The sequence below is a fragment of the Limnohabitans sp. Rim8 genome (genome assembly GCF_943326455.1).
Classification (GTDB): Bacteria; Pseudomonadota; Gammaproteobacteria; order Burkholderiales; family Burkholderiaceae_C; genus Limnohabitans_A.
This window is the reverse complement of record NZ_CALPTI020000003.1, coordinates 206,865-221,401: the sequence shown is the minus strand read 5'-3', so window position 1 is coordinate 221,401 and position 14,537 is coordinate 206,865. Positions and strand designations below refer to the sequence as shown.

Annotated in this window: 13 protein-coding genes; 8 read left to right on the top strand and 5 right to left on the bottom strand. The window is 56.6% G+C overall.

Going from position 1 to position 14,537, the window contains the following annotated elements:
- Window positions 1-35 precede the first annotated feature (35 nt).
- From Q1M54_RS03590 to Q1M54_RS03575, 4 genes are all read left to right on the top strand, one after another.
- Window positions 36-566, top strand: coding sequence for a hypothetical protein (locus Q1M54_RS03590; protein WP_300553991.1), 531 nt, complete (start codon window positions 36-38; stop codon window positions 564-566).
- Between the two features lie 92 nt (window positions 567-658).
- Window positions 659-1,763, top strand: a protein-coding gene (prfB, locus tag Q1M54_RS03585) for a peptide chain release factor 2 (RefSeq protein WP_300553990.1) whose coding sequence is annotated in 2 segments (ribosomal slippage) — window positions 659-739 and window positions 741-1,763 — 1,104 coding nt in all. Because the reading frame shifts where the segments join, the coding sequence is not laid out codon by codon here.
- A gap of 33 nt (window positions 1,764-1,796) precedes the next feature.
- Window positions 1,797-4,520 carry an aminopeptidase N gene (pepN, locus tag Q1M54_RS03580; RefSeq protein WP_300553988.1) on the top strand — a complete coding sequence of 908 codons (2,724 nt, stop codon included), beginning with the start codon at window positions 1,797-1,799 and terminating at the stop codon, window positions 4,518-4,520.
- 54 nt (window positions 4,521-4,574) lie between these two features.
- Complete coding sequence (locus Q1M54_RS03575; protein WP_300553986.1) at window positions 4,575-5,582, top strand: class 1 fructose-bisphosphatase; 1,008 nt, start codon at window positions 4,575-4,577, stop codon at window positions 5,580-5,582.
- A gap of 53 nt (window positions 5,583-5,635) precedes the next feature.
- Here the strand turns inward: Q1M54_RS03575 and Q1M54_RS03570 are convergent, their stop codons facing one another.
- Window positions 5,636-6,532 (bottom strand): hypothetical protein, encoded by an 897-nt coding sequence (locus Q1M54_RS03570; protein WP_300553984.1) that lies wholly within the window; start codon window positions 6,530-6,532, stop codon window positions 5,636-5,638.
- Between the two features lie 115 nt (window positions 6,533-6,647).
- Here Q1M54_RS03570 and Q1M54_RS03565 point away from each other — a divergent pair, with 115 nt between their 5' ends.
- Window positions 6,648-7,382 carry a CoA pyrophosphatase gene (locus tag Q1M54_RS03565; RefSeq protein WP_300553981.1) on the top strand — a complete coding sequence of 245 codons (735 nt, stop codon included), beginning with the start codon at window positions 6,648-6,650 and terminating at the stop codon, window positions 7,380-7,382.
- 7 nt (window positions 7,383-7,389) lie between these two features.
- On the top strand, window positions 7,390-8,352 hold the full coding sequence (locus Q1M54_RS03560; protein WP_300553979.1) for a CobD/CbiB family protein: 963 nt from the start codon (window positions 7,390-7,392) through the stop codon (window positions 8,350-8,352).
- 14 nt (window positions 8,353-8,366) lie between these two features.
- Here Q1M54_RS03560 and rsgA read toward each other — a convergent pair whose 3' ends face one another.
- From rsgA to Q1M54_RS03545, 3 genes are read right to left on the bottom strand one after another with little or no spacing between them, the layout of a single operon-like run.
- Entirely contained in the window at window positions 8,367-9,347 is a 981-nt protein-coding gene (gene rsgA / locus Q1M54_RS03555; protein ID WP_300553976.1) for a ribosome small subunit-dependent GTPase A, read from the bottom strand.
- Window positions 9,348-9,353: 6 nt separating this feature from the next.
- The gene (locus Q1M54_RS03550) at window positions 9,354-9,665 is read right to left on the bottom strand and encodes a 4a-hydroxytetrahydrobiopterin dehydratase (protein WP_300553973.1); all 312 of its coding nucleotides are present in this window, start codon (window positions 9,663-9,665) and stop codon (window positions 9,354-9,356) included.
- Complete coding sequence (locus tag Q1M54_RS03545) at window positions 9,662-10,921, bottom strand: M48 family metallopeptidase (protein WP_300553971.1); 1,260 nt, start codon at window positions 10,919-10,921, stop codon at window positions 9,662-9,664. The genes Q1M54_RS03550 and Q1M54_RS03545 overlap by 4 nt, the downstream gene beginning before the upstream one ends.
- A gap of 95 nt (window positions 10,922-11,016) precedes the next feature.
- On the opposite strand from Q1M54_RS03545, the gene orn reads away from it, so the two are divergent.
- Window positions 11,017-11,607, top strand: coding sequence for an oligoribonuclease (orn, locus tag Q1M54_RS03540; protein ID WP_300553969.1), 591 nt, complete (start codon window positions 11,017-11,019; stop codon window positions 11,605-11,607).
- 263 nt (window positions 11,608-11,870) lie between these two features.
- On the top strand, window positions 11,871-13,949 hold the full coding sequence (locus Q1M54_RS03535; protein ID WP_300553966.1) for a DEAD/DEAH box helicase: 2,079 nt from the start codon (window positions 11,871-11,873) through the stop codon (window positions 13,947-13,949).
- A gap of 174 nt (window positions 13,950-14,123) precedes the next feature.
- Here the strand turns inward: Q1M54_RS03535 and rplS are convergent, their stop codons facing one another.
- Entirely contained in the window at window positions 14,124-14,507 is a 384-nt protein-coding gene (gene rplS / locus Q1M54_RS03530) for a 50S ribosomal protein L19 (RefSeq protein WP_300553963.1), read from the bottom strand.
- Window positions 14,508-14,537 lie beyond the last annotated feature (30 nt).

Here is a 14,537-nt window from a genome sequence, read left to right as displayed (position 1 = left end):
TACAATCCGCCAACTTTTTTCACAACGAGCTCCTCATGAAACTGTTGGCCCACTCCAAAATTCAGGTCATCCTCTGCGCCTTGGCACTGGCGGCCCTGCCCGCGATGTCCCAAGAAACCCGCTATTGCCCTTCTTTTTTGGGTGTCAAAGGCGCAGCTGAGCCCGTAAAAAGGGGTGAAATCACGTTTTCCCCTTATACCCATCACTGGAGTCACAACCCGGAACACAAACATGTGGTGCTCTTGGCCTTGGACGAGCAACTGCCAGGCAACCGTTTTTGCGGAGTGAGCTTTTTCAGCAACTCATTTGGTCAACCCTCGGTGTATCTCTACGCTGGTCAACAATTCAATGGCTTGCTGGGTTCGCCTAAATTGTTTGTGAAAGTGACGGCAGGCATTCTTTACGGCTACGTGGCGCCCTACGAAGACAAAGTGCCCTTGAACCACCATGGTTTTTCACCCGCCATCATTCCTTCTTTGGGCTACAAGATCAGTCCACAAGACTCTCTGCAAATGAAAATTTTGGGTAATGCGGGATTGATGTTCTCTTGGGGTCGTCTTTTTTAATTTTTCTGGAGCCACCTGACAGCGCTGATCAGCACAGCTTGAAGCGGGCAAGTCATGAGAAAATGCCCGGTTTACCGGATCGGAGTTTCCCCATGGACGCAGAACACATCAACCAAATCGGCGCATCCCTCACAGACCTGACCGCTCGTACCCACGAGTTACGGGGGTATCTTTGACTACGATGCCAAATCTGAACGGCTGAGAACCGTCAACGCATCCCTCGAAGATCCTGCGGTCTGGAATGACCCCAAAAAAGCCCAAGAACTGGGCAAAGAAAAAAAAGCCTTGGACGGCGTGGTGGTGACCATCACCAACCTGACCAGCGAACTGGCGGATAACCTTGAACTCTTCGAGATGAGCAAGGAAGAAGGCGATGACGATGGACTGAGGACCATTGAAGCGGAAGCCGCCAAATTGACTGCACTGGTCGAAGACCTCGAGTTCCGCCGAATGTTCCGCCACGAAGCCGACCCGCTCAATTGCTTTGTCGACATCCAAGCGGGCGCGGGCGGCACCGAAGCCTGCGATTGGGCCAGCATGCTGTTGCGCCAATACATCAAATACGCCGAGCGCAAGGGCTTCAAGGCCACCGTGGAAGACGAAACACCGGGTGATACCGCAGGCATCAAGGGCGCTACCATCAAGATCGAAGGCGAGTACGCTTTTGGCTTGCTGCGCACCGAAACTGGCGTCCACCGTTTGGTCCGCAAGAGCCCGTTCGACTCATCGGGTGGCCGTCATACCTCATTCGCCTCGCTGTTTGTTTACCCCGAAATCGACGACTCGATTGAGATCAACATCAACCCGTCTGATGTACGCACCGACACTTTTAGAGCCAGTGGCGCGGGGGGTCAGCACATCAACAAAACCGACTCGGCTGTGCGCCTGACGCACATTCCCACTGGCATCGTGGTCCAGTGCCAAGATGGCCGCAGCCAGCACAGCAACCGCGACGTGGCTTGGCAACGCCTGCGCTCACGCCTGTATGACTTTGAAATGCGCAAACGCATGGAAGAACAGCAAAAGCTGGAAGACACCAAGACCGATGTGGGATGGGGTCACCAGATCCGCAGCTATGTGCTGGACAACAGCAGGATCAAAGATCTGCGCACCAACGTCGAGATTTCGGCCACCCAAAAAGTGCTCGATGGCGACCTCGATGCTTTCATCGAAGCCTCACTGAAACAAGGCCTCTGAGCTGCTCAGACCTCAAAGAAAATGGAGTTAGTGATGCGTGAAGGACAACCCACCGCAATCCACCGGGAGGCTTATGTCGCCCCGGCTTTCTGGATTGACACAGTCGATTTGACGTTCGACTTGGACCCCGCCAAAACCCGGGTTTTGAACAAAATGCGCTTGCGTCGAAACACTGGCGTAGCGGCACAACCCCTGCGCTTGGATGGCGAAGAGTTGAACTTGGCCCGCGTGTTGGTCAACGGTGCGGGCACCTCATTCAAGATGGATGGTGGGCAGTTGGTATTGGAAAATTTGCCTGAAGACTCTGAAGCCTTCGATCTGGAAATTTTCACGACCTGCAACCCCGAAAAAAACACGCAGCTGATGGGCTTGTACGTCAGCCAGGGGACGTTCTTTACGCAATGCGAGGCTGAGGGTTTTAGACGAATCACCTATTTTTTGGACCGTCCGGACGTGATGGCCAGCTACACCGTCACGCTGCGTGCCGACAAGGCCAAGTACCCGGTGCTGCTGAGTAATGGCAATTTGGTCGAGCAAGGCGCTCTGGAAGACGGCCCCAACGGCCCGAGACATTTTGCCAAGTGGGTCGATCCGCACAAAAAGCCCTGCTACTTGTTTGCACTGGTCGCGGGCCAGCTGGTCGCGCGTGAGCAACGCATCACCAGCCGCAGCGGCACCGAGCATTTGCTGCAAGTGTTTGTGCGTCCTGGCGACCTGGACAAAACCGAACACGCCATGAACTCGCTCATGGCCAGCGTGGCTTGGGACGAAGCCCGCTTCGGTCTGCCGCTGGATTTGGAACGTTTCATGATCGTCGCCACCAGCGACTTCAACATGGGCGCAATGGAAAACAAGGGCCTGAACATCTTCAATACCAAGTACGTGCTGGCCAACCCAAACACCGCCACCGACATGGATTTCGGAGGCATCGAAAGCGTGGTGGGCCATGAGTACTTTCACAACTGGACTGGCAACCGCATCACCTGTCGCGACTGGTTTCAATTGTCCCTCAAAGAGGGCCTGACGGTCTTCCGCGACCAAGAGTTCAGCCAGGACATGGCGGGCGAAGCCAGCGCCCGCGCAGTCAAGCGCATCGAAGACGTGCGTGTTTTGCGCACCGTGCAGTTTGCCGAAGACGCTGGACCCATGGCACACCCGGTGCGCCCCGACAGTTATGTGGAGATCAACAACTTCTACACGGTCACCATCTACGAAAAAGGCTCCGAAGTCGTTCGCATGATGCAAACGCTGGTGGCCACACCTGCTGACAGCCAAGGCCGCGATGGATTCGCAAAGGGCATGAAGCTCTATTTTGAACGCCACGACGGCCAAGCTGTGACCTGTGACGATTTTGCGCAAGCTATTGCTGATGCAAACCCTGGCTCGGCACTGGCCAATCACTTGGCTGAGTTCAAAAACTGGTACAGCCAAGCCGGTACACCGCGCCTGCAAGCCAGCGGCGCCTTCAACGCCGCTGAGCGAAGCTATACCCTGACACTCAGCCAAAGCTGTCCAGCGACGCCTGATCAAAACCACAAAGCGCCCTTCGTCATTCCCGTCACTTTGGGTTTGCTCAGTCGCGAAGGGGCAGCCATGCCCTTGCAACTCGCAGGTGCTGATGATTCTGCAGCACAAGTGACCTTGGTGCTCACACAAGCCAGCGCCAGCTACACCTTTGTCAACATCGACAGCGAGCCCGTGCCCTCTTTGCTGCGTTCCTTCAGCGCCCCTGTTGTGCTGGAAGATGGCCTGAACGCCGACGACCTGCTGATCTTGTTGGCCCACGACAACGATCCCTTCAACCAATGGGAAGCAGGCCAACGCCTGATGCTGCGAAGCGCATTGGAGGCGATCCAAAAAAACAAGGACTTGACGGGCCAACCCGTGCTGTCCGAGGCTCTGGTCGCGGCCTTGCGAAATGTGCTGCGCCATCCCAAGTTGGATGCGGCTTTCAAAGACTTGGCGCTCACGCTACCGTCTGAGAATTACATCGCCGACCAGCTGGATGTGGTGGATCCCCAGCGCGTGCACGCCCTTCGCGAGAACATGCGTCTACAACTGGCCTCAACCCTCCACGCCGACTGGCAATGGGCATGGGATGCCCACAAGCACAACGGTGCCTATACGCCCGACGCCAAGTCGAGCGGTCGACGTGCCTTGGCAGGTCTGTCCATGACCATGCTGTGCGTGGCCGCCGTGCACAGCGGTGACTCAATCACGCCCGGACGCGTTTACCAGCAGTTCAAGGACGCGGGCAACATGACCGACCGTTTCAACGCCCTGTCAGCCTTGGTGGTGAGCGGGCATGCATTGGCACAGGAAGCCTTGGCAATGTTCCACAAGCAGTTCGAGCACGAAGCCTTGGTGATCGACAAATGGTTTGCCTTGCAAGCCGGTGCCCCCGACCGCGCCGGCGACGTCTTGCCGCGTGTGCGCCAGCTCATGCAACACCATGATTTCAGCCTGCGCAACCCTAACCGCGCCCGCAGCCTGATCTTCAGCTACTGCAGTGCCAACCCGGCTGGCTTTCACCGCGCCGACGCTGCTGGCTATGTGTATTGGAGCGAACAAGTATTGGCGCTTGACGCCATCAACCCGCAAGTGGCTGCCCGCTTAGCCCGCGCCATGGACCGCTGGAGCCGTCTGGCAGAGCCCTACCGTAGCGCAGCCAAAGTCGCCATTGAGCGCGTGGCCGCCAAAGCTGACCTCTCCAACGACGTGCGCGAAGTCATCAGCCGTGCCCTGAAAGGGGCATGACGTCAAGCTCGAAGTGCAGCACCAGACCTCGACGCCAGAACCCAAGGAATGAAGATGAGCTCGAAAATTTCCCTCTCCCGCTACCTTGTCGAACAACAACGCGACAAAGGCCACATCCCGGCCGATTTGCGCTTGTTGCTCGAAGTGGTGGCTCGCGCTTGCAAAAGCATCAGCCACGCCGTGAACAAAGGTGCTTTGGGCGGGGTACTGGGCAGCGCTGACAGCGAGAACGTGCAAGGTGAAGTGCAAAAGAAACTGGACATCATCGCCAACGAGGTGCTGCTCGAAGCCAACGAATGGGGTGGGCACCTAGCGGCCATGGCCAGCGAAGAGATGGACAGCATCTACCTGGTACCCAACCGTTACCCACAAGGCGAATACCTGCTGATGTTTGACCCACTCGATGGCTCTTCCAACATTGATGTCAACGTCAGCATCGGCACGATTTTTAGCGTGTTGAAAAAATCCGACGGTGGTCAAGGCGTGACCGAGCAAGACTTTTTACAACCGGGCAAACAGCAAGTGGCCGCCGGCTACTGCGTCTATGGTCCTCAAACCACGCTGGTGCTCACCGTGGGCGATGGCGTGGCGATGTTCACCCTGGATCGCGAGCAAGGCTCCTTTGTTTTGACGCAGGAGAACGTGCAGGTACCCGCCGACACCAAAGAATTCGCCATCAACATGAGCAATATGCGCCACTGGGACGAGCCCGTGCGCCGCTACATCGAAGAGTGCCTCCTAGGCAAGGACGGCCCCAGAGGCAAAGACTTCAACATGCGCTGGATCGCCAGCATGGTGGCCGATGTGCACCGCATCTTGACCCGTGGTGGTGTGTTCATGTACCCCTGGGACAAGCGCGAACCGCACAAACCCGGCAAACTTCGCCTGCTTTACGAAGCAAACCCTATGAGCTGGCTGATTGAACAAGCTGGCGGCGCTGCCACCAACGGCAAGGAACGCATTCTGGATTTGCAACCCAGCCAGTTGCACGAACGCGTGAGTGTGGTTTTGGGATCCAAAAACGAAGTCGATCGTGTGACGCGCTACCACACCCAAGCCTGAATTCGCGCCGCTGAGACATTTGCAAAAAAGCAACCACGCAGGGCGCGGCTTGATCAATCGTCAGTGTCTGGCGGCAACCCGGCCAATGCTGAAGATGCCTGAGGTGAAGGTGCAGCAACCACTGTCCGCAGGGTTTCGCGCAACATTTTTTTCTCAGGGAGGCTCAAGGCTCGGGTCAAACGCTGACGCATGCGCAGCAAAAGCTGGCGGTCCACCTCTTGCGGAATGCCGCGGCTGACTTGCAGCGCGTCGCGCAAATCTTCACGCAGGTCTTCGGGTTCATCGGTCCACCAAGCCGTGATGACCTCGTGCATGGATTGACGCAGTTCTTCCACATCCTCAACAGCCAAACCCATACCAACAGGCAACTTGCCTTGCAGCATGTCGGCCAAAACTTGTGAATTGACCACCACCCTGCGGTCCGCTTGAGCCAACAAACGCGCCCAGCCCGGGTCGGTACGGACCATTTGAGGCATGTTCCGAGCCGATTCATCCGCCAAAATGTGTACACTGATACCGCCAAGTTGGGCCTCATCAATGAGGGACAAAAAGCGCTCATCGTCACTGGCCATCAACACATGGTCACACGCATGGTGCTGGACCAACTGCTTGAGGTCATGACCCAAGGAACGGATCAAAGAGGCACCACCATCGGTATCGTGTGTTTGAACCAAGCGCACAATTTGATCGTCGATGACCAAACCATCTGGTCGATCGCTGTACCAATAAATGCGTCGCACATCGACATCCAAACCCGATTGCGACAGTGCCAACGACAACAAGTTCAACAAACCCTGCCGATTGACCGAATCACCCGTGGCCCCTGTGGCACCTTGTTGTGCAAGCCACATCAAAAATCTGCCATCGATCAGGGCCATGCATGTGCCGCCGCGGTGCTCGCCAAAGCGTCGCTCAGTTCGGTTGTCTTGGGAGGAAAAATCGCGTTTCATCACTATTCCGTATTTCTAAATCAATAACGTTGCTAAGGTACGCAACATGTCGATTTTACGGCTTGAACTGAGGGCGAGGCAGAGCCCTTGATCTTCTCGGTTATAAATACCCACTGTGTCCAAAAAACCTCTCTTTGATCCGCGTCAGGTGCCCGTTTGGCAGATCGATCACGATTTGCCCGCCGTGCCGTCCTCGCATCTCTCGCCCCAAGCATTGAGAGCGCGTTTTTTGAATCCACCGTTCTGGCAACCCGAGGTGGTGAGGGAAAACTTTTCTTCCGATCGAGCTCCGGCGCAGGCTGCAGTATTGGTGCCGATCATCATGCGTGGACCCAATGCCTGCTCGCCAACGGTTTTATTGACGCAGCGTGCCGCACACATGAACACACATTCCGGACAAATTGCCTTTCCGGGTGGCAAAGTGGACCCCGAAGATGCCAACCACCAGGCAACGGCTTTGCGAGAGGCGCAAGAAGAGGTCGGACTCGACGCCAAGCATGTTCAAGTCATTGGTGAATTGCCCACCTACATCACGGGCACTGCATTTTGGGTGACGCCAGTGGTTGGCTTGGTCTCACCCGATCTGGTGCTTTGCCCCAATGCAGACGAAGTGGACGATGTTTTTGAAGTGCCCCTTTCTTTTTTGATGAATCCAGCCAATCACCAACGGCACGCCATGGATTGGCAAGGCCAAAAGCGACACTGGTTTTCCATGCCCTACCTCGAAAGTCGCGCCAACCAAACCACTCAAAACGGCGAGCTTGAGTCGATTGAGCGCTTTATTTGGGGCGCTACGGCCGGCATGTTGCGAAACTTTTACCGCTTTCTAGCGGCCAAACCGACCCCATGAGGCAACCATGAGTTTTTTTGCCATCTTGCTGGCTCTTGTCCTGGAGCAGGCACGCCCACTCAAGGCCGATAACGTGGTGTTTTCGACGGTCAACCGTTGGATACTGTGGACTGTGCGCACGCTTGATGCGGGCGCTCGCTCTCAAGCCTGGATCACATGGGGTGTGACAGTGATTGGGCCTGCCCTGCTGGTCATGCTGGTGCATTGGGTGCTGACATGGGGACTGGGTTGGTGGGTGGCTGTGTTGTGGAATATCGCCCTTCTATATGCCACGCTGGGATTTCGCCAATTCAGCCACCATTTCACGGGTATCCGTGAAGCTTTGGACGGGGGCGACGAGGACAAGGCCCGAGAGCTTTTGGCCCAATGGCAACAGGTGCAGGTCGGTCAAATCCCCCGCAGCGAAATTGTTCGCCACGTGATCGAGTACTCGGTGATCGCCGCACACCGCCATGTGTTCGGTGTCTTTTTTTGGTACGCCGCCTTGTCCATCTTCGGACTCGGTCCCGTGGGCGCCGTGATTTACCGGCTGACCGAGTTGGCGCAGCGCCGCTGGCAAGAACCCGCAGCTGATGGTTCGTGGGCCAGCGAGGTGCTGCGCTCTGTCAGTTTGCGGGCATGGCGAGCCATGGACTGGCTTCCCTCTCGCATGACCGCCTTGGGTTTTGCCATCGTGGGCAGCTTTGAGGACGCCATGGATGGATGGCGAAACCATGCGCAAAGCTTTCCGGACGACAACGATGGTGTCATTCTGGCGGCCACCGCTGGCGCCATCAATATCCGCTTAGGTGGCGCTGCCCTCGCAACCTCCAACGAGGATGAGTCCAACGAACAGGGTGACAGCAGCAGCACACCAGGACGAATCGCCAGTTTGGCTCACTTCGCACAAGTGGTTGGGCTGGTTTGGCGCACCGTGATCTTGTGGCTGCTGTTATTGGCCTTGTTGACCATGGCCAATTTGGTGGGCTGAAAAGGCCTGCGTCTTCACCAGCGTTGCTGGCCCAACTCTTCAAACAGCTGCGCATAAATACGGTGGCGACGCACGCTGATGGTGCCCGACTTTTCTGCGCTTTCCACCTGCGCCAAAACGGCGCAACCGGGCTCATGCAAATGCGTGCAGTTATAAAATTTGCATCCACCCAAGTGCTTTCGCAAATCGGGCATGCAGTCGGCCAAGCGGGCGGGTTCGATGTGGTTCAAGCCAAACTCTTGAAAGCCTGGCGAATCAATCAGTGCTCCGCGCATGGCCCCCGATTCGGCAGAGGCATCGAGCGCAGGCACCCAATACCAGCGCGTGCTGGTGGTGGTGTGTTTTCCTGAATTGAGTGCCAACGAAATTTCGCCAGTTTCGACCTGCGCATCGGGTACCAATCGGTTGATCAGCGTGCTTTTACCGCTGCCCGACGGCCCCAGTACCAGCGTGGTCAGGCCTTGCAATAAAGCGCACAATTGCGCCACGCCGTCATCGGTCACAGGGCTGCGTGGGCTCAAGCTGATGGGCATGACGCTGTAACCCATGGCACGGTAAGGGGCCAAGCGCTCCCAAGCCAGGGCAAATGGCTGAGCCAGATCGCTTTTGTTGAGCGCAATGATGGGCGTGATGCGCTCGGCTTCGGCCGCAACCAGCGCACGCGAAAGCTGACTTTCAGAGTATTCAGGGTCAGCGGCGATCAGGATCAGCACGCGGTCCAAGTTGGCAGCAAAGGATTTGGTGCGGATTTCGTCTTGGCGATAAAACAGATTGCGGCGATCCTGCAATTTTTCGATGCTGCCCTCGTCACCGGCTGTTTGCCATAAGACTTGGTCGCCTACCACCACCTGGTTTTTCTTACCCCTGGGGTGGCAAATCAGGCGTCGGCCTTCGGGCGTCTCAACCAAGCAGTGACGGCCATAGGTGGCGACCACAAAGCCTGTCTCCAGATCTTGGGCTTGGGGCAAGGCCGGACGCGCTTTGGGTTTATTCATGCCGCATCATGCCGGTAACAATGCATCGGTTTGGGTCGCGGCCTCAAAGTCCAGTCGGCTCAAACCGCGCACATCGTGCGTGTTCCAGCGCACCACGCAGCGGCGGTAGGTCAACACCAGCTCCGGGTGGTGGTTGAGCATTTCAGACAACCAACCCACGCTGTTGACGAACAGCAGCGCATGGGTATGCTCAGCAAATTGAAAGGTTTTCTCAATCGCGACGTTCTCGCCATCACCCGTTAATCGCCATCCTGCAATCTGGCCAAGCGCCATGATGATTTCGGTGGGTTTCAGTGCGCGAACTTCAGGGGTGTTCATGCGGCTTTCATCCTCAACAAACGCTCACTGGCGGGTGGGTGTGAGTAATAAAACTTCACATACCAAGGGTCTGGCGTCAGGGTTGCGGCGTTGTCTTGATAAAGCTTGAGCAAGGCAGAAGTCAAGTCTTTGCTTGGAGTTTGAGACACTGCATAAGCATCGGCCTCAAACTCTGCTTGGCGTGAACGCCATGCAGAAATCGGGGCAAAAAAGAAGGTGAATACAGGGATGACCAACATGAACAAGACCAAAGCCAGCGCATCGTTACTGCTGGTCAAATTGGGCATCACACCCAAACCGGTGTAAAACCATAGCTGCTTTGCCAACCAGCCCAACAAAGCCAAGCAGCCCAAGGTCATGGCAAAGCTGGTCGCCATCATTTTGACAATGTGTTTGTGCTTGAAATGCCCCAGCTCATGGGCCAGCACCGCTTCCATTTCAGCCGGGCTCAGTTGCTTGAGCAAGGTGTCGAAAAACACCACGCGCTTGCTGGCCCCAAAGCCTGTGAAAAACGCATTCGAGTGCGCCGAGCGACGGCTACCGTCCATCACAAAAAACCCTTTGGCGGTGAAACCTGCGCGTTGCATCAATGCCTGCACGCGCTCCTTGAGCGACTCGTCCTCCAAGGGCGTGAATTTGTTGAACAGCGGCATGATGACGTTCGGCGCAATCGCCATCAAAAACAACTGCCAGCCCACCAACACGCCCCATGCCCACAGCCACCACCACTCGCCCCCGGCCTGCATGAGCCACAGCACCACCCACAGCAGAGGCAGGCCCAGCAGAAGGCCCAATGTCAGACCTTTGACCATGTCGCCCAGCCACAAGGCAGGCGTGATCTTGTTGAAACCAAACTGCTGCTCCACGCCAAAGGTTTGCATCAGCGACAAGGGCAAACCGATCAGGCCGCCCACCAAGGTGAAGCCCAACACCAAGGCCATTTGCTGAACCAGACCAGGACCCATCCAGCCCAGCAGCACTTGGTTGAGCGCATCGAGCCCACCCAGAAGCGTCCAGCCCAGCAGCACCGCGGCATCCAGGGCGATGTCAATTTGCGACAGACGTGCTTTGGCCAAGGTGTAGTCAGCCGCTTTTTGGTGGTCAGTCAAGCCCATGGTGTCAGCGTAAGCCAACGGCACCGAATCGCGGTGGCGGGCCACATTCCGCACTTGGCGTGCGTTCAGCCAGAACTTAAGAGCCACATGGGCCAGTAAGGCCACCACCAGTGTCAGAGTCAAAGTCAGAGATGCATTCATGCTGTCATTGTAGAAGCCGCATGCGGCAAGCTCTTGAGAGCGCAGCGATTCAAGCCCACCACCAAGGGGCTCATGGCATCGGCGACAATCTTGGCATGTCTGATGCGAACCCCCACACCCCCTCCACTGAAGTTGCAGAGCTGCCAAAGTCCGATCAAAACTTGGTTTGGATCGATTGCGAAATGACGGGCCTCGACCCTGAAAAAGAACGCTTGCTTGAAATTGCCGTGATCGTGACCGGCCCACACCTGTCCCCCCGAATCGAAGGCCCTGTTCTGGTCATTCACCAAAGTGATGAACTGCTCAATCAAATGGACAAATGGAACAAGGGCACACACGGCAAGAGTGGGTTGATCGACAAGGTGAAGGCCTCGACCACCAGCGAAGCCGATGCCGAAGAACAAATCCTGGCCTTTTTGAAAAAGTACGTCCCCAAGAACAGTTCACCTCTTTGCGGCAACACCATCAGCCAGGACCGCCGCTTTTTGGTCAAGTTCATGCCCAAGTTGGAAGCGTTTTTTCACTACCGAAACTTGGATGTGAGCACGCTCAAGGAACTGTCGCGTCGCTGGAAGCCTGAGGTCTACGCCAGTTTCAAAAAACAGCAAAAGCACACGGCACTGGCCGATGTGCATGAATCCATTGATGAATTGACGCATTACCGTGATCAATTCATTCGACTTTGAAATTTTTCAGGGAAAACCCTAGATTTTTTCTTTGGGTCATGTCATAATTGTTATCTTGCTGCACTACAGGTGCTGCATTTCTCACATCTCCCTTCATGCCTTGACCCAAAGATAGGGTCACTCACAGCGGCCAGGCAACATGCCAAGCGCCACTCGCGAGCACCGTTTGATGGTTGATGTTTTTTCAACCTTGCGGTGCCTGCGGCCATCAGCAACAGTTATCTGTTAGCGGCCGTTGTTCCGTGCGAGTTTTATACACACACATGACTGACACTTTGAACACAGTGCAGGACGACTTGTCGCCTGCCCAAATCACATCCATGACCGACGATACGACTGCTCAAGCCGCCCAGAAAAACTTGGCCACCGAAATCATGGTCGCCGCAGCGGCCGAGGTTGTCCCTGATGCATTACAAGAAGCCACGACTGAAGTGGCCGAAGAAATTGAAGCCATCTCTGATGTGCCCAATGGCTTCATCGAACTGGGCCTAGCCCCTGAACTGGTTCAAGCCGTGGCCGATCTGGGCTACACCCAGCCTACCGCCGTGCAATTGCGCGCCATTCCCTTGGCATTGCCCACAGCGGGTGGCTCCAAAGACGGCAAGTCCAATGGCTACACCGACTTGATGGTTTCCAGCCAGACCGGCAGCGGCAAAACCGCAGCCTTCTTGCTGCCCGTGCTGCACACGCTGATTCAGCAAATGGCCGATCAAGAAGCCGCCGAGCGCGCTGAATTTGACCAGGCCTGCGCCGATGCCGTAGCCAAAGGTGAACCAGCCCCCAAACGCGCCAAACGCAAAGACCCTACCAACCCACGCAACTTCAAGGCCCCAACACCTGGTGCGCTGATCTTGTGCCCCACTCGCGAGTTGGCCCAGCAAGTGGCGCAAGACGCCATTGAACTGGTCAAGCACACACGCGGTCTGCGCGTGGCCAACGTGGTCGGCGGCATTCCATACCAATTGCAAATTGCCAAGTTGCAAAATGCCAACTTGGTGGTGGCCACCCCTGGCCGTTTGCTCGACCTGCAACGGTCCATGCAAATCAAGCTGGACAAGGTGCAATTTTTGGTTGTGGACGAGGCCGACCGCATGCTCGACTTGGGCTTCTCGGACGACTTGGCTGACATCAACGACATGACCAGCCAGCGTCGCCAGACCATGATGTTCAGCGCCACCTTTGCGCCACGCATTCAACAATTGGCGATGCGTGTCATGCACGACGGCGGCTCTTCGGTCCAAAAAATCCAAATCGACAACCCCCAGGAAAAGCACAACAACATCAAGCAGGTGTTGTTTTGGGCTGATAACGCTCAACACAAGCGCCAGATGCTTGACCACTGGTTGCGTGACGCCACGATTGACCAAGCCATCGTGTTCTCCAGCACCCAAATCGAATGCGACGGCTTGGCCGCAGACTTGCAGCAAGACGGCTTTTCTGCTGTGGCCCTGCACGGCGCTTTGAGCCAGGGCATCCGCAACCGCCGCTTGATGGCGCTGCGCAATGGCCAAGTTCAGATTTTGGTCGCCACCGATGTGGCCGCTCGCGGCATTGACGTGCCCACCATCACCCACGTGTTCAACTTCGGCCTGCCGATGAAAGCCGAAGACTACACACACCGCATTGGCCGCACAGGCCGTGCTGGTCGCGATGGCTTGGCCGTGACCTTTGCTGAGATCCGTGACCGCCGCAAGATCGGGGACATCGAGTCCTACACACGGCAGCCCTTCAAGGCCGAAGTGATTCCGGGCCTGGAGCCCAAGGTTCGCATGCCTGAAGCCCGCAAGCCCATGGGACGTGGCGGTGACCGCTTTGGTGGTGAGCGCAATTACGCCAATGCCGGTGGCGGTTTCCGTGGTGGTCGTCCTGTCCCGGGCGGTCGCGACTTCGGTGGTAACCGCGACCGTGACCATGGTGGTGGTTTTGATAACCGCGCTCCGCGTGGCAACTTCCGCGACGAGCAGCCACGCTTTGACGCCCGCAAAGAAGGTGGTGGTCGTTTTGATGCCCCTCGTGGCGACAGCCGTCATGACAACCGCGGCGGTGACCGTTTTGAACAGCGTGCGGCTCCAGCCCATCCTTGGGACAAAGGCGATAGCCGCCCTGCCCCGCGTCAAGACGCGCGTCAAGACGGTCCTCGTCAAGGTGGCCGTTGGGAAGAGCGCGGCGGTGACAACCGCAACGCAGCCCGTCCAGCACCACGCGGTGCCGCCGGCGCCGGTGACAAGTTTGCCCGTGGCCCCAAGCAATTTGGCGCCGGCAACTTCAAACCACATGCTGCAGGCGATGGCCCTGCTGGCAAGCGCGGCGGTACCCGTGTCTTGAAAATCACTCGCGGTTGATCGTATTCCTGGGCCGATCCCAGGACTTCAAGATCCTATGAAAGGTCTTGCCCTCACCGGCAAGACCTTTTTTCTTGAGCATCAAAATTTGATGGTTTGATCGCTTTGAACGTGCCCATAAAAAAACCGCCCTGGGCGCAAACCCGGGCGGTTTTTCATTGGGCCGAAAAGGCTTTACGCTTTGACAGCAGGTGCTGCTTTGCGCTGGGGCAACTTTTCTTTGATACGAGCCGACTTGCCGCTGCGGTCACGCAGGTAGTACAACTTGGCGCGGCGCACATCACCACGGCGCTTGACTTCAATGCTGGCGATCACAGGGCTGTAAGTCTGGAACGTACGCTCCACACCTTCGCCACTGGAGATCTTGCGCACAGTGAAGCCGCTGTTCAGACCACGGTTACGTTTGGCGATGACAACACCTTCGTAGGCTTGGACACGCTTGCGCGCACCTTCCACCACGTTGACGCTGACAATCACAGTGTCGCCAGGGGCGAAATCAGGAAATACTTTACCCAAACGGGCAATTTCTTCCTGCTCAAGAGTTTGAATCAAATTCATTTTTGAACTCCGTCCGATCATGCCTCGCTA